Source organism: Halopseudomonas laoshanensis (genome assembly GCF_008365385.1).
Taxonomy (GTDB): Bacteria; Pseudomonadota; Gammaproteobacteria; order Pseudomonadales; family Pseudomonadaceae; genus Halopseudomonas; species Halopseudomonas laoshanensis.
The window spans coordinates 807,794-826,713 of sequence record NZ_QOVF01000001.1 but is presented as its reverse complement, the minus strand read 5'-3'; the positions used below and the strand labels follow the sequence as shown (position 1 = coordinate 826,713).

13 protein-coding genes are annotated in these 18,920 nt (G+C 58.8%); 8 read left to right on the top strand and 5 right to left on the bottom strand.

Annotation, left to right across the window (positions count from 1 at the left end; all coding sequences use genetic code 11):
- The first annotated feature begins 109 nt into the window (after window positions 1–109).
- The 8 genes from DT594_RS03815 to cobA all read left to right on the top strand — a co-directional run bounded on the left by DT594_RS03815 (window position 110) and on the right by cobA (window position 11,822).
- On the top strand, window positions 110–1,330 hold the full coding sequence (locus DT594_RS03815; protein ID WP_149331438.1) for a CmpA/NrtA family ABC transporter substrate-binding protein: 1,221 nt from the start codon (window positions 110–112) through the stop codon (window positions 1,328–1,330).
- 34 nt (window positions 1,331–1,364) lie between these two features.
- Window positions 1,365–1,940, top strand: a complete 576-nt coding sequence (locus DT594_RS03810; RefSeq protein WP_149331437.1) for an ANTAR domain-containing response regulator — start codon at window positions 1,365–1,367, stop codon at window positions 1,938–1,940.
- Window positions 1,941–2,139: 199 nt separating this feature from the next.
- Window positions 2,140–3,351, top strand: coding sequence for a nitrate/nitrite transporter (locus tag DT594_RS03805; protein WP_149331436.1), 1,212 nt, complete (start codon window positions 2,140–2,142; stop codon window positions 3,349–3,351).
- 2 nt (window positions 3,352–3,353) lie between these two features.
- Window positions 3,354–5,018: a bifunctional protein-serine/threonine kinase/phosphatase gene (locus DT594_RS03800; RefSeq protein WP_149331435.1), complete on the top strand. Its 1,665-nt coding sequence runs from the start codon at window positions 3,354–3,356 to the stop codon at window positions 5,016–5,018.
- Between the two features lie 299 nt (window positions 5,019–5,317).
- Window positions 5,318–7,774, top strand: a complete 2,457-nt coding sequence (nirB, locus tag DT594_RS03795) for a nitrite reductase large subunit NirB (protein ID WP_149331434.1) — start codon at window positions 5,318–5,320, stop codon at window positions 7,772–7,774.
- Window positions 7,771–8,091, top strand: a complete 321-nt coding sequence (gene nirD, locus DT594_RS03790) for a nitrite reductase small subunit NirD (RefSeq protein WP_149331433.1) — start codon at window positions 7,771–7,773, stop codon at window positions 8,089–8,091. The genes nirB and nirD overlap by 4 nt, the downstream gene beginning before the upstream one ends.
- A 229-nt stretch (window positions 8,092–8,320) precedes the next feature.
- Window positions 8,321–11,020, top strand: coding sequence for a nitrate reductase (locus DT594_RS03785; protein ID WP_149331432.1), 2,700 nt, complete (start codon window positions 8,321–8,323; stop codon window positions 11,018–11,020).
- 49 nt (window positions 11,021–11,069) lie between these two features.
- On the top strand, window positions 11,070–11,822 hold the full coding sequence (gene cobA / locus DT594_RS03780) for a uroporphyrinogen-III C-methyltransferase (RefSeq protein ID WP_149331431.1): 753 nt from the start codon (window positions 11,070–11,072) through the stop codon (window positions 11,820–11,822).
- Window positions 11,823–11,868: 46 nt separating this feature from the next.
- Here cobA and DT594_RS03775 read toward each other — a convergent pair whose 3' ends face one another.
- The 5 genes from DT594_RS03775 to htpG all read right to left on the bottom strand — a co-directional run bounded on the left by DT594_RS03775 (window position 11,869) and on the right by htpG (window position 18,783).
- Window positions 11,869–12,267 (bottom strand): nuclear transport factor 2 family protein, encoded by a 399-nt coding sequence (locus DT594_RS03775; protein ID WP_149331430.1) that lies wholly within the window; start codon window positions 12,265–12,267, stop codon window positions 11,869–11,871.
- Window positions 12,268–12,384: 117 nt separating this feature from the next.
- Window positions 12,385–14,121 carry an ABCB family ABC transporter ATP-binding protein/permease gene (locus DT594_RS03770; RefSeq protein WP_178091400.1) on the bottom strand — a complete coding sequence of 579 codons (1,737 nt, stop codon included), beginning with the start codon at window positions 14,119–14,121 and terminating at the stop codon, window positions 12,385–12,387.
- A gap of 166 nt (window positions 14,122–14,287) precedes the next feature.
- Window positions 14,288–15,637, bottom strand: a complete 1,350-nt coding sequence (locus DT594_RS03765) for a hypothetical protein (RefSeq protein WP_149331428.1) — start codon at window positions 15,635–15,637, stop codon at window positions 14,288–14,290.
- A 286-nt stretch (window positions 15,638–15,923) separates the two neighbouring features.
- Window positions 15,924–16,700 carry a dienelactone hydrolase family protein gene (locus DT594_RS03760; RefSeq protein ID WP_149331427.1) on the bottom strand — a complete coding sequence of 259 codons (777 nt, stop codon included), beginning with the start codon at window positions 16,698–16,700 and terminating at the stop codon, window positions 15,924–15,926.
- Window positions 16,701–16,878: 178 nt separating this feature from the next.
- On the bottom strand, window positions 16,879–18,783 hold the full coding sequence (htpG, locus tag DT594_RS03755; protein ID WP_149331426.1) for a molecular chaperone HtpG: 1,905 nt from the start codon (window positions 18,781–18,783) through the stop codon (window positions 16,879–16,881).
- Between the last annotated feature and the right edge of the window lie 137 nt (window positions 18,784–18,920).

Here is an 18,920-nt window from a genome sequence, read left to right as displayed (position 1 = left end):
ATCGGGCGGCAGCAAACGACAACGGCGTCGTGTATCCAGATCCGCAGCAGCGATCTGGAACACGGCGCTTTTTTATTTGCCGCGCACCCGACAGTTAAGGAAAAACCTCATGAAGCAAAATCGCCGACCACGTGCCGATGCGCTGGCCTGGGTCAACGGTAGCGATGCTCCGGAAAAAAGCCTGTTAAAGCTGGGTTATCTGCCATTAACGGACGCCGCATCACTGATCGTGGCCGCCACTCAAGGTTTCGCCGAGCCCTACGGGTTGAGTCTGCAACTGCACCGCCAGGCTTCCTGGGCGGGATTGCGAGATCGCCTGCTGAGCGGTGAGCTGGACGCCGTACAGGGCCTGTACGGCCTGATCTACGGCGTGCACCTGGGCATCGGCAGCCCGACCACGCCGATGGCGGTGTTGATGGGCCTGAACCAGAACGGCCAGGCGATCAATCTTGCCGCGAGCATGCAACGCGCCGGCGTGACCGATCCCAAGGCGCTTGGCAAAATGGTGCATCAAAATAGTGCGCCACTGCGGTTTGCCCAGACCTTCCCCACCGGCACCCACGCCATGTGGTTGTATTACTGGCTGGCGGCGCAGGGTATTCATCCGCTAAAGGATGTTGAGACTCTGGTAGTCCCACCCTCCTTGATGGTTCAGCATCTGAAGGCCAAGCGTATCGACGGCTTTTGCGCTGGCGAGCCCTGGGGCGCCTGCGCCATTCAGCAGGGTGAGGGTTTCACCATGGCGACCAGCCAGTCAATCTGGCCCGACCACCCCGAAAAGGTGCTGAGTACCACACAGGAATTTGTCGACAGTTACCCCAACACCGCCAGAGCCCTGGTTATGGCGATACTCGATGCCAGCCGCTTTATCGACCAGAACGATGCGAACCGGGAGAGTACCGCCCAGTTGATCAGCAGCCCAGAATTCGTTGATGCGCCCGTTGATGCCCTGCTGCCGCGCATGCTGGGAGAGTACAATGACGGCAACGGTGATATCTGGCAGGATAGCCACCCGCTGCGTTTCCACGGTGAAGGCAGCGTCAACATGCCCTATCTGTCAGACGCGATGTGGTTCATGACCCAGTTCCGCCGTTGGGGCCTGTTGCGTACGGATCCTGATTACCTCGCCGTCGCCCGGCAGGTGCAGCAACTGGATATTTACCGTGATGCAGCCAGTGCCCTGGGCATAACCATCCCGTCCTCACCGATGCGCAGCAGCACGTTAGTTGATGGTATGCATTGGGATGGCAGCGACCCACGCGGCTACGCTCGTGGATTCGCACTGCATGCTCTGGATATACACCATGACCTGGGACGGACGCCTGGATGAATGCTTCTGACCCTTGCTTGTACGGGAGTGCACTATGCGCATCCTGCTGATTGATGACACAGCCCGCAAACTCGGGCGGCTTCGGGATTCGCTGATCGAGGCCGGCTTTGAGGTGCTGGAAGAATCAGGCTTGTCTATCGACCTGCCCGCCCGGGTGCAGAACTGCAAGCCGGATGTGGTACTGATCGACAGCGACTCACCCGGCCGCGACGTAATGGAGCAGGTCTGCCTGGTGACCCGTGATCAACCCCGGCCGATCGTGATGTTCACCGACGACCGTGACCCTGGGGTGATGCGCCAGGCAATTCAGTCCGGCGTCAGCGCCTATATCGTCGAAGGTATTCAAAGCGCGCGCATGCGGGCAATTCTCGATGTGGCCATGGCGCGGTTTGAAAGCGACCAAAAGCTACGCTCCGAATTGCTTGAGCGTGAACAGCAACTGAACGAACGCAAGCGCATTGAAAAGGCCAAAGGCCTACTGATGAAAATGCGCAATTGCGATGAAGCCGAAGCGCATACATTGATGCGCCGCCAGGCCATGAGCAAGCAGCAGAAGATCATCCAGGTGGCCGAACAGATTATTTCCATGCACGAGCTGCTTAAAGACTGAACCCTCGCGGCTAGACCTTTGTCTGGCACGTATCCTGCTTAGATAACCTCAGGCAGCCAACGGCGGTTGCCATCAGACAACGACGTCATTTCCCATCAGACCTTTATTGGTCTGCCGGGAAGTGGCGTTTTTTTTTGCCTCAATGGCGCAGGCAAAACTATCTGCAGCACTGATACCGCCCACTCCTGAGGGATTTCACATGAACAAAAGTTTCTGGAAAGCCGGTCATACACCGACTCTGTTTGCCGCCTTTCTCTACTTCGATCTGAGCTTTATGGTCTGGTATCTGCTTGGCCCCCTAGCGGTGCAGATTGCTACCGATTTGAGCCTCAGCGCACAGCAAAGAGGCATGATGGTCGCCACGCCGATTCTCGCGGGCGCTGTCCTACGACTGTTGATGGGCTTTCTGGCTGACCGGCTGTCTCCCAAAACCGCGGGCATCATTGGCCAAGTGGTAGTGATTACCGCCTTGGCTACCGCCTGGTTGCTTGGCGTCGACAGCTACAACAAGGCGTTGCTGCTGGGCCTGGGGCTGGGTTTTGCCGGCGCCGCCTTTGCGGTCGCGCTGCCACTGGCCTCGCAATGGTACCCAGCAGAGCATCAGGGCAAAGCCATGGGCATCGCCGGCGCGGGTAATTCAGGCACCGTGCTTGCCGCGCTGTTTGCACCCGGGCTGGCCTATCTGTTCGGCTGGCAGAATGTATTCGGCCTGGCACTGATTCCGCTGGTCGCCACGCTGATCATCTTTATATTGGTGGCGAAGAATTCACCCCAGCGCCCCAAGCCCAAGGCCGGCAAGGATTATCTGCTGGCGCTGAACGATAAAGACAGCTGGTGGTTCATGTTTTTCTACAGCATCACCTTTGGCGGGTTTATTGGTCTGGCCAGTGCCCTGCCCGGCTACTTCAGCGATCAGTACGGGCTCAACCCGGTGACCGCGGGCTACTACACCGCCGCCTGTGTATTGGCCGGCAGCCTGATGCGGCCGTTGGGTGGCGCCTTTGCCGACCGGGTCGGTGGCATTCGCTCGCTGCTGTGCATGTATGCCGTGGCATCGCTGTGTATCGCGCTGGTTGGCTTTAACCTCTCCAGCTCCTTTGCGGCACTGGCGCTGTTCGTGACCGCCATGCTGGGATTGGGCGCTGGCAACGGCGCGGTCTTCCAGCTGGTACCCCAGCGCTTTCATCGTGAAATCGGGGTAATGACCGGGTTGATCGGCATGGCCGGTGGCGTCGGCGGCTTCGTGCTTGCCGCCGGGCTGGGTACCATCAAGCAGCAGACTGGCGACTACCAACTGGGGCTCTGGTTGTTCTCCGGGCTCGGCCTGCTGGCCCTGTTTGGCTTGATTGGCGTCAAACGTCGCTGGCGCACCACCTGGGGTTCGTCAGCCATGACCTCGGCGCGAGTCTGATCATGAGCCTGGAACTGCGCATCGCCGAAGCGAGTGCCAGTGGCCCGCGGGAAGAAAACCAGGATGCAATACGCATCGTCACGCCTGCCCCGCACCTGGCTACAAGCAAGGGCCATCTGCTGGCGCTGGCTGATGGCGTCAGCCACTGTGCTGATGGTGGTCTGGCTGCCCGGGCAACCTTGCAAGCGTTGGCGCTGGATTACTATTCGACGCCCGAAACCTGGACCGTGACGCAGGCTCTGGAGCGGCTGTTGACCGCACACAATCGCTGGCTGCGCTGCAATGGCGGCGGGCAGCCGTTGCTCACCACCCTGAGCCTGCTGGTGCTGCGCGGGCAGCGCTATACGCTGGCGCATATTGGCGACTGCCGGGTCTACCTGTTGCGCGATGGCCAGCTGCGCAAACTGACCCAGGAGCATGTGTGGGAGCAGCCCGGCATGCAGCACGTACTCAAGCGCGCCATGGGCCTGGATGAACATCTGGTGATGGACTACCTGGAGGGCGAGCTGCATAGCGGGGATCGTTTTCTGCTGGTCAGCGATGGCGTCTGGGCGCAGCTGGATGATCAGCTACTGCACCAGTACCTGACCCGCGAGGATGAACCGGCAAACTGCTGCAATGAGCTGGTCAGCCAAGCGCATCTGGCCGGCAGCCCGGACAACGCCAGCGCATTATTGGTCTGCATTGATCACCTGCCGCAAGCCAGCCTGAGCGACGCGCTGCTGCCAGCGGAAGAACGTGCTGTTCCTCCGCCACTGAAGAACGGTCAGAATTTTGAAGGCTGGCTGGTTACCGAACGCCTGGCCGAGTCCCGCCAGTCCGTACTGTATCGCGTCAAGGACGCCACCCAGCAGAACTGGCTATTGAAAACTCTGCCCGCTGCGCTCAGGGATGACCCTGAGGCGCAGCGTCAGTTGGTACTGGAGGAATGGTTCTTGCGCCGGGTAGCGGGTACGCATGTGCCCGAGCTGCATGCGCATTGCAGCCGCCGGCACCTGTACTACGTGATGCGCGAATATGCCGGCATGACCCTGCAGCAACAGAAGCGCAGCACCGGCTTGCTCAGCCTGGCGCAATTCCAGAGCCTTGCACCTGCCCTGGCGCGTGCTGTCGGACTATTGCATCGGCGCAATATACTGCACAGGGATATAACCCCAAGCAACCTGCATATGGGCGATGAAGGCGTGCTGCGCCTGCTCGATTTCGGTCTGGCATTCTGCCCCGGCTTGTCAGACTGGCAAGGCGGCTTACCCGGCACGCCCAGCTATATCGCCCCGGAAGCGTTTGCCGGGGCCGAGCCCTCAGCGCAGCAGGATCTGTACAGCGCGGGCGTCAGTCTCTATTACCTGCTGACCGGCCATTACCCCTATGGCGAAATCGAAGCGTTTCAGCATCCGCGCTTTGGCCAACCGACTCCACCGAGTCGTTATCGTCCGGATCTGCCTGCCTGGATTGACCGCTGCCTACTCAAGGCGTTAGAGACCGATCCCGACAAGCGCTACGAAACCGCCGAAGAATGGTTATTGGCCTTAGAACGGGGTGATCGCTCAGCTCTGGTGCCGGCACATCGCCCGCTATTGGAGCGCGCGCCGCTGGCGGTATGGCGCGGCATTGCACTGGGTGCGTTGGGTTTGAATTTGCTGTTGCTGGTGATGTTGCTGCACTGAGTAATAGCATAAGCGCACCAGGGTGGTGCCGACCGCCTCATATGGGTGCAGTAAAATCTCACTCAGCGCCCTGCAACCCGAGGTATATCAGTTAGTTGGAAGCTGGCACGTACTGTGCATTGTTCTAATCAAGAGATATTCATACAAGCAAGCCACGCAAGTGCAACACCCTTACATAAAGTGCAACTGTCAACGGCGACAGGGCACTACCTGACTGATCAGGAACCGGACAAAGGCGTCCTACCGCGAGAGCGGTGGGACGCCTTTTTTGTTTTGCGCTCAACAACACGGAGCAACAGATGCAAAAGCTCAAACTGGTGATGGTAGGCAACGGCATGGCCGGGGTACGTACCCTGGAAGAACTGCTCAAGCTCGCACCTGACATGTACGACATAACCGTGTTCGGTGCCGAGCCGCACCCCAACTACAACCGCATTCTGCTCTCGCCGGTGCTGGCCGGTGAGCAGGCGTTCGAGGACATCATCCTCAACGATCTGAAATGGTATGCAGATAACAACATCACGCTGCACACCGGCCGCAAGGTGGTCAAAATCGACCGCAAGGCCTGCCGCGTGTATGCCGATGACGGTACTGAAGCGGAATACGACCGGCTGTTGATGGCTACCGGCTCCAACCCTTTCATTCTACCGATCCCCGGCAAGGATCTGGAAGGCGTGATCGGCTACCGGGACATCGCCGATACCGAAACGATGATGAACACTGCCAAGACCCACAAGCACGCTGTGGTGATCGGCGGCGGCCTGCTAGGCCTGGAAGCAGCCAATGGGTTGAAGATGCGCGGCATGGACGTCACCGTCGTGCATATCGGTGAATGGCTGCTGGAACGCCAGTTGGATCGCACCGCGGGTGATTTGCTCCAAGGTTCGCTGGAAGAGCGCGGACTGAAATTCCTGCTGCCGCAGTTCACCAGCGAGTTGCTGGATGATGGCAAGGGCCGGGTCAAAGCCGTGCGCTTCAAGGATGGCAGTGAGATCCCCGCCGACCTGGTAGTCATGGCTGCGGGTATTCGTCCGAACACTGATCTGGCGGAAAGCGCCGGCCTGGCTTGCAATCGCGGCATTCTGGTCAGCGATACACTGCAAACCTATGATCCAAAAATCTACGCCATCGGCGAATGCGCCAGCCACCGCGGTATCGCCTATGGCCTGGTCGCGCCACTGTTCGAACAAGCCAAGGTCTGCGCCAATCATCTGGCCATGCTCGGTTACGGTCGCTACGAAGGCTCGATCACCTCGACCAAACTCAAGGTTACCGGCATCGACCTGTTCTCCGCAGGCGAGTTTATGGGCGATGACGACAGCGAAGTGATTACCCTCTCCGACCCCATCGGCGGCGTGTACAAAAAACTGGTGATCAAGAACAACATTCTGGTCGGCGCCTGCCTCTACGGGGACACCGCCGACGGCGGCTGGTACTTCCGCATGGTCAAAGACAGCCAGAACATTCACGAGATCCGTGACCACCTGATGTTTGGCGAAGACGCCATCGGTGATACCGGCCACCAGGGCCAGAGCAAGACCACCAACATGCCCGATGACATGGAAGTCTGCGGCTGCAATGGCGTGTGCAAGGGCACCATCGTCAAGGCGATTCAGGAACACGGCCTGTTCAGCGTCGATGACGTGAAAAAGCACACCAAGGCTGCCAGTTCCTGTGGCTCCTGCACCGGTCTGGTCGAGCAGATCGTGATCAACACCGTTGGCGGCGCCGCTGATGTGAAGCCCAAGAGCGAGAAAGCCGTGTGTGGCTGTACCGATCTGAATCACGGCCAGGTCCGCAAGGCGATTCGCGAGCACCACCTGATCAGTATTCCCGATGCCATGCGCTTCATGGAATGGCGCACGCCGAACGGCTGCGCCACCTGCCGTCCGGCGCTGAACTATTACCTGATCTCCACCTGGCCAGGCGAGGCCAAGGACGATCCGCAGTCGCGCTTTATCAACGAGCGCGCTCACGCCAACATTCAGAAAGACGGTACCTACTCGGTTATTCCGCGCATGTGGGGCGGTATTACCAATGCGGCGGAGCTGCGCCGGATTGCCGATGTAGCCGACAAATACCAGGTACCCATGGTCAAGGTCACCGGCGGCCAGCGGATCGATCTGCTCGGCATCAAGAAAGAGGATCTGCCCGCGGTCTGGAAGGATCTGGATATGCCCTCGGGTCACGCCTATGGCAAATCCATCCGCACAGTGAAAACCTGCGTAGGCAGCGAGTTCTGCCGCTTCGGCACGCAGAATTCGACGCAGATGGGCATCGACCTGGAGCATGCGCTGTTCAATATGTGGTCGCCACACAAGGTCAAGCTGGCGGTGTCCGGTTGCCCGCGCAACTGTGCAGAATCCGGCATCAAGGATATTGGCATTATCGGTGTCGATTCCGGCTGGGAGCTGTATATCGGCGGCAACGGCGGCATCAAAACAGAGGCTGGCGAGTTCTTCGTCAAGGTCAAGACTGAAGCCGAGGTGATGGAATACAGCCTGGCGTTCCTGCAGCTCTACCGTGAGGAGGCCTTCTACCTGGAACGCACCGTGCATTACATGCACCGCGTTGGTCTGGAGCACATCAAGAAGCGTGTGCTGGAAGATGACGACCGTCGCAAGGCCTTGCATGAGCGTCTGCTGTTCTCCCTCTCGTTCGAACAGGACCCCTGGAAAGAGCGCATCGAGAAGGAAGAGCTGAAAAACGAATTCCGCCGCATTGCGGTCAAGGAAGTTGCCGAGGTGGCCCTATGAACTGGCTGGATATCTGCGCACTGGAAGACATCCCCCCACTTGGCTCGCGAGTAGTGACCGGCGCCAAATGTGATATCGCCGTGTTCCGCACCAGCGATGATGATGTATTTGCCGTAGACGATCGCTGCCCGCACAAGAACGGGCCGCTGTCCCAGGGCATCGTGTTCGGCAAGCAGGTTACCTGCCCACTGCATAACTGGACCATTCAACTGGAGAACGGCGAGGCCGTAGCGCCGGATGTGGGATGCACGCATCGCTATCCGACCCGGGTTGAGAATGGGCGGGTGCAGCTGGTGTTGGACAAGGTGTCTGCGTGAGGAGTGCACTGATTGAGACGAGATTGAGCGTTGGCGCCATTGCCGACGTGCGGGGCTGGACGCGCTGTAAACACATCCCTGTTCGCTCGGCGATGACCATCCATGGTCATCGACGGTCCAGCCCCGCACGTCGGCAACGTCGCTATGATGCTGCGTGCAGTCAATCAGTGCTCTCAGTCGCGAAGAAGATCTTCAAAGTAACCAGTAACTTGAATTTGGAGGTGTGCTCATGACTACAACAACCGCCTCCACCTGCTGCTACTGCGGCGTCGGCTGCGGTGTGCTGATCGAGCACGATGATGAGCACATTATCGGCGTCAAGGGCGACCCGGCGCACCCGGCCAACTACGGTCGGCTGTGCAGCAAGGGCGCGACCCTGCATCTTACCGGCGACCTCACAGCGCGAGCGCTATACCCCGAATTACGTCTGGGTAAAGGTTTGGCACGTAGCCACACAGACTGGGATACCGCCATGGGCCATGCCGCGCAGGTGTTTGGCCAGACCATTGCCGAGCACGGCCCCGACAGCGTGGCGTTCTACATCTCCGGGCAGTTGCTGACCGAGGACTATTACGCCTTCAACAAATTGGCCCGCGCGTTAGTGGCCACTAACAATATCGACAGTAACTCAAGGCTGTGCATGTCCAGCGCGGTAGTTGGTTACAAGCGCAGCCTGGGCGCCGATGCGCCGCCCTGCTCCTATGAGGACATCGAACAAAGCGATTGCCTGCTGATTGTCGGCAGCAATATGGCCTACGCGCATCCAGTGCTGTTCCGCCGCCTGGAGCAGGCCAAGGCAGACAAGCCGGATATGCGGATCATCGTCGTTGACCCGCGGCGCACCGATACCTGTGATATCGCCGACATGCACCTGGCCGTGCAGCCCGGAACCGATGTGGCGCTGTTCCACGGCATTTTGCATATTCTGATGTGGGAAGGCTGGCTCGACCGGCGCTTTATCGACGAGCACACCGGCGGGTTTGATGAACTGAAAACTCTGGTGCGTGACTACACGCCGGAGATGGTCTCTGGCATCTGCGGCATCCGTCAGGATGATCTGCAGAGCGTGGCACGCATGATCGGCACCGCGCCGTCGTTTCTCTCGCTGTGGTGTATGGGCCTGAATCAGTCCAGCGCCGGCAGTGCGAAAAATAGCGCATTGATCAATCTGCATCTGGCGACCGGGCAGATTGGCAAACCCGGTAGCGGTCCCTTCTCACTGACTGGCCAGCCGAATGCCATGGGCGGCCGCGAGACGGGCAGCCTCTCCAATCTGTTGCCTGGCCATCGCGAAACCGCCAATGCCGCGCATCGCGACGAAGTGGCCGAGTATTGGGGTGTCGACAGTTTGCCGGGCAATGTCGGTTTGAGTGCTGTCGAGCTGTTTGAGGGCGTGCGCCAGGGCAAGATCAAAGCGCTGTGGATTGCTTGTACCAATCCCGCGCAATCCATGCCGGATCAGACTCTGATCCACGAGGCGCTGGCCGCTTGCCCTTTTGTGGTGGTGCAGGAAGCCTTTGCCACCACCGAAACTTGTCATTACGCCGACCTGCTGCTGCCCGCTGCCAGCTGGGGCGAAAAAGCCGGCAGCGTGACCAATTCCGAACGCCGCATCAGCCGTGTGCGCTCAGCTGTTGCCGCCCCGGGCGAAGCGCGGCCGGACTGGGCGATTGTCTGCGACCTGGCCACGCGTTTGGAAGCGCAATTGCGCCCAGGCCAGCCGAGCCTGTTTGACTTCGACAGCCCGCAGGCGTTGTTCGATGAGTACCGCGGGCTGACCGCGGGCCGGGATCTGGATTACAGCTCGCTAAGCTACGCGCTGATCGACGAACTGGGCCCGCAGCAGTGGCCGTTCGACGCGTCCAAGCAGAAAGGCACTGCACGGCTGTATGCAGACAATCGGTTTCCGACCGACGACGGCCGCGCGCGTTTTATCGCCGAGTCCTACCTGCCGCATAAGGAACAGCGCGATGCGCGCTTTCCGCTGACATTGAACACCGGGCGACTGCGTGATCAGTGGCATGGCATGAGCCGTACCGGCACCGCAGCGCAGCTGTTCGGCCATGTCGAGCAGGCGCAGATCAGCCTGCACCCGGATGACCTGCGCAGCCGACACCTTGTGGATGGTCAACTGGTACAGGTCAAAAGCCGCCGCGGTGAACTGATCCTGCCGGTGCTGGCGGATGAGCAGATTCGGCCCGGCCAGGCCTATATTCCGATGCACTGGGGCAATCGCTTTCTCAAGGGCCTGGGCGTTAACGTGCTGACCCAGCCTCTATTTGATCCGCTGTCCAAGCAGCCCGAGCTGAAACAGGCTGGCATCAACGTCAAGCCGGTGGTCTTTCCCTGGGAATTGTTTGTGCTGGTGGAAGGCGATGTGCAGCAGCGCTTCACTGCGCTGCGTGAACACTGTGAAGAGCTGGCGTTCGCCAGCTTTAGCTTGGCTGGGCGCGATCGCCCTGCTCTACTGATCCGCGCCGCGCACCGTAACGCACCGGATGCCGATTGGCTGGCCAAGCTGGATAGCCTGCTGGACTTGCACAGCGGCCCAGTACTGATCTACGACGACCCACGCCGGGCCATCGGTAAGCGGGTCAGGATCGAACAAGGCCGCATCACGGCGATTCGATTGACCGGGGAAACCGCCGCCCGCGACTGGTTGCGCCAGGTCTGGCAAAGCGGCGAGACCAATGCCGAACTGCGGCGCTGGTTTCTGGCGCCCATCAGCACGCCGCCAGGCGGACAATCCGGAGCCGTTAACCGCACCCTTTGTAACTGCATGAACGTCAGCCAGAGCCGTATTCAAGCGGGGATCGAACGCGGCCTGGATCTAAACGGGTTGAAGTCCGAGTTGGGCTGCGGCACCGAATGCGGCTCCTGTGTGCCTGAAATAAAAGGCTTATTGAGCCGTGCCAAGGTCGCGGTATGAGATTCACCTTCGCCCCTTTCTCGACATCCTACCCAATGGAGACACCCATATGAGCGCGCTAGTCCACCTGGTAGGCGCAGGCCCCGGCGATCCTGAACTGCTGACCCTCAAGGCTGTACGCGTACTTGGGCAAGCAGATGTGGTCATGGTTGATGACCTGGTCAATCCGGCAATCCTGGTGCACTGCCCGCAGGCTCAGTTGGTGCGGGTAGGCAAACGCGGCGGCTGCCGCTCGACACCGCAGGATTTTATCAACCGTCTGATGCTGCGCTACGCCCGCCAGGGCCGCAAGCTGGTGCGCTTGAAAGGCGGTGATCCATGCATTTTTGGCCGCGCCGGTGAAGAAGCGCAATGGTTAGCCGAGCGCGGGATTGAATCGGAAATCGTCAATGGCATAACGGCTGGCCTCACTGGCGCAACCCAATGCGGAATTCCGCTGACGTTGCGTGGTACCAGCCGCGGCGTCACCCTGGTGACCGCACATACGCAGGACGATAGCGAACTGAACTGGCAAGGCCTGGCGATGGGCGGCACCACCCTGGTTATCTATATGGGCGTGGCGCGGCTCGGGCAAATCCAGCAAGGGCTATTGGCCGGTGGCATGCCTGCTAGCACGCCCGTAGCGATGATCGAGCGAGCCAGCCTGCCGGATCAGCGTCAGCACATGTGCACTCTAGCCGACCTCTACGAAGCAGCCGGGACCTTCCAGTTACAAAGCCCCGCGGTGCTGGTGATTGGCGATGTGGTCGCTGCGGCGCGCCATTTGAACCAACCTGCGGCACTGGCGGCTGTGGGTCACTAAGTCGTCAGCAAGTCGAGCAAGCTGGGCTCGACCTGCTGGCTTCGTCTCAGCTTTTTGGCTTCATCGCCTCAAGCATCGAGCCCATCGCCTGATGAATGGCATTGATCGCTTTCAACGGCCGTACCATGACCTTGAAATCGATGATCTGACCGGCATCGTTCCACTCGATCATATCCACGCCGTTGATCTTGACGCCATCGATCAGGGTTTCGAACTCGAGTACCGCGTGATTGCCCTGCTCTATTTCACGCAGGTAGCTGAAATGCCCGGGCGCATTGAGCACCTGCATCGCTGCCATCAGATACAGACGGGTGATTTTCTTGCCGGTCTGCGGGGTATGCACCACCGGCGAGTGGAACACCACATCCTCCGCCAACAGCGCATCCAGGCCTTGTGCGTCCTGGTGTTTGACAATCTGATGCCACTGTTCAATTACGCTACTCATGGCCGTGCTCCTCTGTCTGTTTGCAGCATTCTTGATCGCCTGACCGGCTGGCTCAAGCCGCATAAGTGTCAAGAATAAGGGCGCTATGCCCCGGCTGGCAGCCCTGTTCTAGTCAGATCAGCCTTGGGGTTGTTGCTCCCGTTGTTGATCGGCCCAGAGTCGCGCGTAGGCGCCGCCCGCCGCGAGCAGCTCCTCATGACTGCCCTGCTCCACTACCCGCCCCTGATCCAGTACCAGAATGCGCTCAGCGTGCACGATGGTCGACAGGCGGTGGGCGATGGCCAGAGTGGTGCGCTTTTGCGAAATCAGATTCAAGGCATCCAGAATCAGCCGCTCGGCATGGGTATCCAGCGAAGAGGTGGCCTCGTCGAGAATCAGAATCGGTGGGTTCTTCAGCAGCACCCGCGCAATGGCAATACGTTGTTTCTCGCCACCGGACAGCTTCAGACCACGCTCGCCCACCTGGGTATTCAGGCCCATGGGCAGCCGCCGGACAAAATCTTCCAGCTGCGCCATGCGCAGCGCCTGCCAGATCTGCTCTTCTGTCGCACCCGGTTTGCCGTAGGCGATGTTGTAGCCGATGCTGTCGTTGAACAGCACCGTGTCTTGCGGCACCACGCCGATGGCCTGGCGCAGGCTATCCTGGGTCACGTCGCGAATATCCTGCCCATCGATACGGATCGCACCGCCGCCGACGTCGTAGAAGCGAAACAGCAGGCGCGCCAGCGTGGATTTGCCCGCGCCACTGGGGCCGACGATGGCCAGGGTATGGCCGGCAGGAATATGCAGGTCCACATCCTGCAGAATCGGCCGGGCAGGATCGTAGGCGTGGCTGACCTGGTCGAAGTCCACCGCACCACCGGTAATCTGCAACGGTTTGGCATCTACTGCATCAGCCACCTTGACCGGCGCTTCCAGCAAACCGAACAGACGCTCGATGTTGGTTAGCGCCTCGCGGATCTCGCGGTAGATAAAACCGAGAAAGCCCAGCGGCACGAACAGCTGAATCATGTAGGCATTGATCATCACCAGTTCACCCAGCGTCATGTCGCCAGCGGCGACCTGGTTGGCGGCCATGAACATCATCAGCGTCACTGACCCGGCAATGATCAGCGCCTGCCCGGAATTCAGCGCTGCCAATGACAGACGATTCTTCATCCGCGCTGCTTCCCAGCCCTCCAGGTGCGTGTCGTACTCCTGCGCCTCAAAACGCTCATTGCCGAAATACTTGACCGTCTCGTAGTTCAGCAGGCTGTCCACCGCTCGGGTATTGGAGCTGTTGTCGAGCTTGTTGCTCTCGCGCACAAAGCGGTTGCGCCATTCGGTACACCAGATCGAAAACGTACCGTACAACAGCACCGAACCCAGTACGGTCAGCGCATACATGGGGCTGAAGTTGGCCAGCAGAATCACCGCAATCAAACCAATTTCAAGCAAGGTCGGAATGATATTGAAGACCATAAACCGCAGCAGAAAACTGATGCCGCTGGTGCCGCGTTCAATATCCCGCGCCAGCCCGCCGGTACGGCGTGCCAGATGAAAGCCCAGATCCAGCCGATGCAGATGCTCGAATACCCGCAACGAAACCCGGCGCATGGCACGCTCGGCTACGCGGGCAAAGACCGCATCACGCAGTTCGGAGAAAAATACGCTGGAGAAACGCAACAGGCCGTACATGGCCAGCAATGCGACCGGCACCAAGACCAGTGCATCGGTCGTCGCCTCGAAATGCTCTACGATCAGCTTCAGTGCCCAGGGCACTGCTACGCCGGCCAATTTGGCGACCAGCAGAAAGCCCATGGCCAATGCGACGCGGCCACGGAACTCGCTGAGATAGGGAATCAGACTGGTCATGATGCGCCAGTTGACCGGCCCACCATCGTATTGATTATCGGAATTGGGGCGCAATGGAAACCTTAGACTGAGAGCTGGAAGAGCATGAGGTTACACGGAAACCCTCCAGGGCTCACGTGCGACTTCATGCTTCCAGCTTCAGACTCGAAGCGCGCGCTCCTAGCGCTTAGTCCTCGTGCGGAATCGGATCGCGGTTGACGTCCCAACCGACCAGCAACAGGGTTGCCAGCACACCGAAGGTCAGGCCGATCCACGGCTCGAAGAAGGCCAGGGCAGCACCAATCAGCACTACCGTACCCCGCGCGGTGTTGTTCTGTGGAATGGCCATAGCCACATAGGCGCAGGCGAAACCGGTCAGAACCAGGGTTAGTGACAGCGCGATGCCCAACAAAGGTTGTAGCCCGGTAAGCAGAGGCAGCAGGAAGAACATGATTGGCAGACCCATCAGGTAATAGGAGGCCAGACCGCTATGCAAGCTGTTCATGTTTTCGATGCCCAGCTTCCAGCGCTGCACAATAATCACCTGAACACCGGTCCACATGGTGCCCTGGGTCGGGAAGAAAGGAGCAGTCACACCCATTACCGCGTTGCGGATCGCCACAGAAATGTGTGTACGGGTTGGATTGATATCGATGTGTTCGTCATGCCGAGCAGTCAGGCCATCACGAATCACCTCATTACCGGTAACCATATCGCCAAACAGAATTACGTAGGTAATGATCGCCAACGGAATGCCTTGGAGGAACATTTCCAGACTTGGCCAGCCAATCGCAAAGGGCGACATCTGTGCCCAGGCGGCGCCTACCGGCGGAATCAGAATACCCCACTGAATGTCGTAGGATACTTCGCCAACCAGGGGGCCAACGGCAGCAGCGATAATAAAGCCCGGCAGCAGACCCAGTGCCCCAATGATGGCAAACACCTTGTATTTGGCCTTGAGCTTCGCCATCGGCAGCGAGAAGGCAAAGATCAGACACACAGCGCAGGCCAGCGTAATGGCGATAGGTTGCTGCAGCAAAAAGCGCTCGGCGTCGTCGATAAATACGCGTTTGAGTGCCGCGATCGCAGCGCCGAGGATGATACCGGCCTTGAGCGTATCAGGCAGCCAAAGCACGAATTTCTTGCCCAGCCCGGAAATACCCAGAATAAACAGCAACGCAGCGAAATTAAGCGATAGCGCCGTCATCGCCTGCCAACGCGAAGCAGGGTCATCGTAACCGCCGAGCACATAGGCCAGCACCAGGGGCAATGCGGGGGTAATCCACCCGGGCGCGTAGGGTTCACCGAATACAATGATGGCCGAAGCAATGATCGCAGAGTGGATCATCGACACCGCTACAGCTTCTTCAAATCCGAGCCCGAAGAACTCCATCATCAACGGCACCAACGCCAAGCCTGTCGCCGCTGCGACAAACAGCCCCTGCATCGCCTCCTGCCAATAAAGTCGGGTGTGGTAGAACGGCATGCGGAACGTGAAAGGGCCCCAGCGCCAACCGGGCAATTCGGGTTTGGACATAACAGACTCTCCGTGACGTTGAAATTATTCTTTTAGGTCAATTGACGGTACACACCGTTGCAGTGCGCCGTTAAGGACGGCCTCCATTATGCCGTCTGAAATCGCAAATGGGCATAGGCTCTAAAGTGCCCGCCAGAGCCGTCGTGAGCTGCAAAAAGCCCCAACGGGTTTGCCAATCGCTAAGCCCTGTCGCGCTTTGCAGCCAGACCACGGTGTGATAACACAGCCACACTGAGCGCAAGTACGTGTCATCACCACCGTGAATAAGCCTCTGGCTTGGCCCGTTTTACTCCATGGTTTCGGCGAAAAACAGCTGCATGGCGGCGAATGACCGAGCTGCCACCTGGGGGTGGTATTCGTTACGTCCCGGGTTAGCTGCTGTAGGATCGGTAAAGGAATGCACCGCCCCGCCATAGTTCACGAACTGCCAATCCACCTCGGCATCACGCATCTCTTTTTCGAACGCGCGGATCTGTTCGGCAGGCACCGCAGGATCGTCGGCGCCGTTAAGGACCAATACCGGGGTTTTGATCGCCTTGGCATCGCTGGCATCCGGTGTATCCAGATTACCGTGGAAGGACACCACGCCGTCGATTTCGGTACCCGAACGTGCCAGCTCCAGCACTACACCACCGCCAAAGCAAAAGCCGATAGCGCCCATTTTTGAACTGTCCAACACCGCTAGATCACTTTGTTTGAATACGTCCAATGCCGCATTAATACGTTTGCGCATCAGCGGCCGATCCGAGCGAACAAAGGTGGCCGCCTCTTTGGCTTCGTCGGCATTAGTCGGGCGCACGGCCTTGCCATACATATCAGCAACAAACACCACGTAATCTGAGCCGCCAGCACGGTAGGCTTTCTTCAGTGAGTTCTCGGTCATGCCCATCCAGTTGGGCACCATCAGCAAGCCCGGGCGCTTGTCTTCCACCGAGCCATCGTAGACCAGCACGCCCTCGTAGGCCTCGCCATCAATCTCGTAGGCGACAGGCTGGGTTACCATCTCGGCATGGGCCATACCGGCGGCGCCAAGCATCATCATGGTGGTCAGGGTCTTTCTCATATCGGCTTCCTCACAGGCTAAATGTTTTGCGGTGTTGAAGGTGGCTGTCTGCAAGCATAGACGTTTAGCGCGGTGGTGCGGGGAGTTGTCACATCCTGTCGCCATTTGCATTGGCCAATAAAAAGGCCCAGTCATCGGAACGACTGGGCCTGGTTCACACGTGTACCGCTTTTGCTGCCTACTTGCTAAGTTCTACCAGCAGGGCATTCAAGCGCCGCACATAAGCACCCGGATCCTGCAAACTTTCGCCGGCCGCCAGCGCCGCCTGATCGAACAGGATGTGGCTAAGATCGCCGAAGCGCGCTTCATCCTGCTCCTGATCGAGCTTCTCCAGCAGCGGGTGCGCCGGGTTGATTTCCATGATTGGTTTGCTTTCCGGTGCAGGCTGCCCGGTCGCTTCAAGGATCTTGCGCATCTGCAAGCCCATGCCATCTTCGTTGATCACCAATACCGCCGGTGAATCAGTCAGACGGTGCGAGACTTTGACGTCTTCAACGCTGTCGTTGAGCACAGCCTTGATGCGCTGTACCAGATCAGCCTTGGCCTTGGCCGCTTCTTCCTGGGCCTGTTTGTCTTCATCAGCCTCGAGCTTGCCCAGATCCAGATCACCGCGGGCGATATCCACGAAGGTCTTGCCCTGGTAATCGCTCAAATGGCTCATCAGCCACTCGTCGATACGATCGGTGAGTAGCAGCACTTCGATGCCTTTCTTGCGGAAGATCTCCAGGTGCGGGCTGTTCTTCACCTGGTTGTAACGCTCACCGGTCAGGTAGTAGATCTTGTCCTGCCCTTCCTGCATGCGTTCGATATAGGCGTCGAGGCCGACTACTTCGCTATCATCATTTTGCTGGGTAGACGCAAAGCGCAACAGGCTGGCAATTTTTTCGCGGTTGGCAAAATCTTCTGCCGGGCCTTCTTTCAGCACGCTGCCGAAGTTTTTCCAGAAAGTGGCGTACTGCTCGGGCTCTTTCTTCGCCAGCTTTTCCAGCATATCCAACACGCGCTTGGTCAGCGCCGACTTCATGCTGTCGATCGCCGGATCTTTCTGCAGGATCTCGCGCGAGACGTTCAGCGACAGATCATTGGAATCGACTACCCCTTTGATAAAGCGCAGGTACAACGGCAGGAACTGTTCGGCGTCATCCATGATAAACACACGTTGCACGTACAGTTTCAGGCCGCGTGGAGCTTCACGCTGGTAGAGATCAAAGGGCGCGCGGCCCGGTACGTACAGCAGGCTGGTGTACTCGAGTTTGCCTTCAACCTTGTTATGGCTCCAGCTCAACGGGTTCTCGAAGTCATGGGCCACATGCTTGTAGAACTCCTGATATTCCTCGTCCTTCACCTCAGTGCGAGCGCGGGTCCAGAGTGCACTGGCGCGGTTGACGGTTTCCCATTCCAGCTCGGCTGGCTTGTCCTTGTCGTCGCCCATATGTTGTTTGGGCAATTCAATCGGCAAGGAAATGTGATCGGAGTATTTCTTCACCACATTGCGCAGACGCCAGCCATCGGCAAACTCGGACTCGGCGGCCTTCAGGTGCAGCACAATACGCGTACCGCGTTCCGCCTTGGCGACGTTCTCGATAGTAAACTCGCCCTCGCCTGCAGACTCCCAGCGCACACCTTCGGCGTTATCCAGGCCCGCACGGCGGGTGAATACTTCTACCTTGTCAGCAACGATAAAGGCGCTGTAGAAGCCTACGCCGAACTGGCCGATCAAACTGGCATCCTTCTTCTGGTCACCGGTGAGCTGTTGCATAAACGCGGCGGTGCCAGACTTGGCGATGGTGCCCAGGTTCTCGATTACTTCTTCGCGGGACATGCCGATGCCATTGTCTTCGATGGTCAGCGTGTTGGCGGTTTCATCCGAGCTGATGCGGATACCGATGTTCGGTTGATCTTCCAGCAGCTCGGGCTTGGCAATCGCTTCAAAACGCAGCTTGTCGGATGCATCAGAGGCGTTGGAAATCAGCTCGCGGAGAAAGATCTCCTTGTTCGAATACATCGAATGGATCATCAGGTGCAGCAGCTGTTTCACTTCTGTCTGAAATCCGAGCGTTTCCTTATGGGCTTCCACGGTCATCTTTGGTTGTCTCCCTTTGGTTTCTCAAGGCATGTTTCAGTCAAGGCTTACAGATCCGTGAAAGGTCGATAAGGCAATGACAGAATGCTCGTTAGCGAACGCATTCGCTAACGAGCTGATGGGCCTTTAATGGGGAC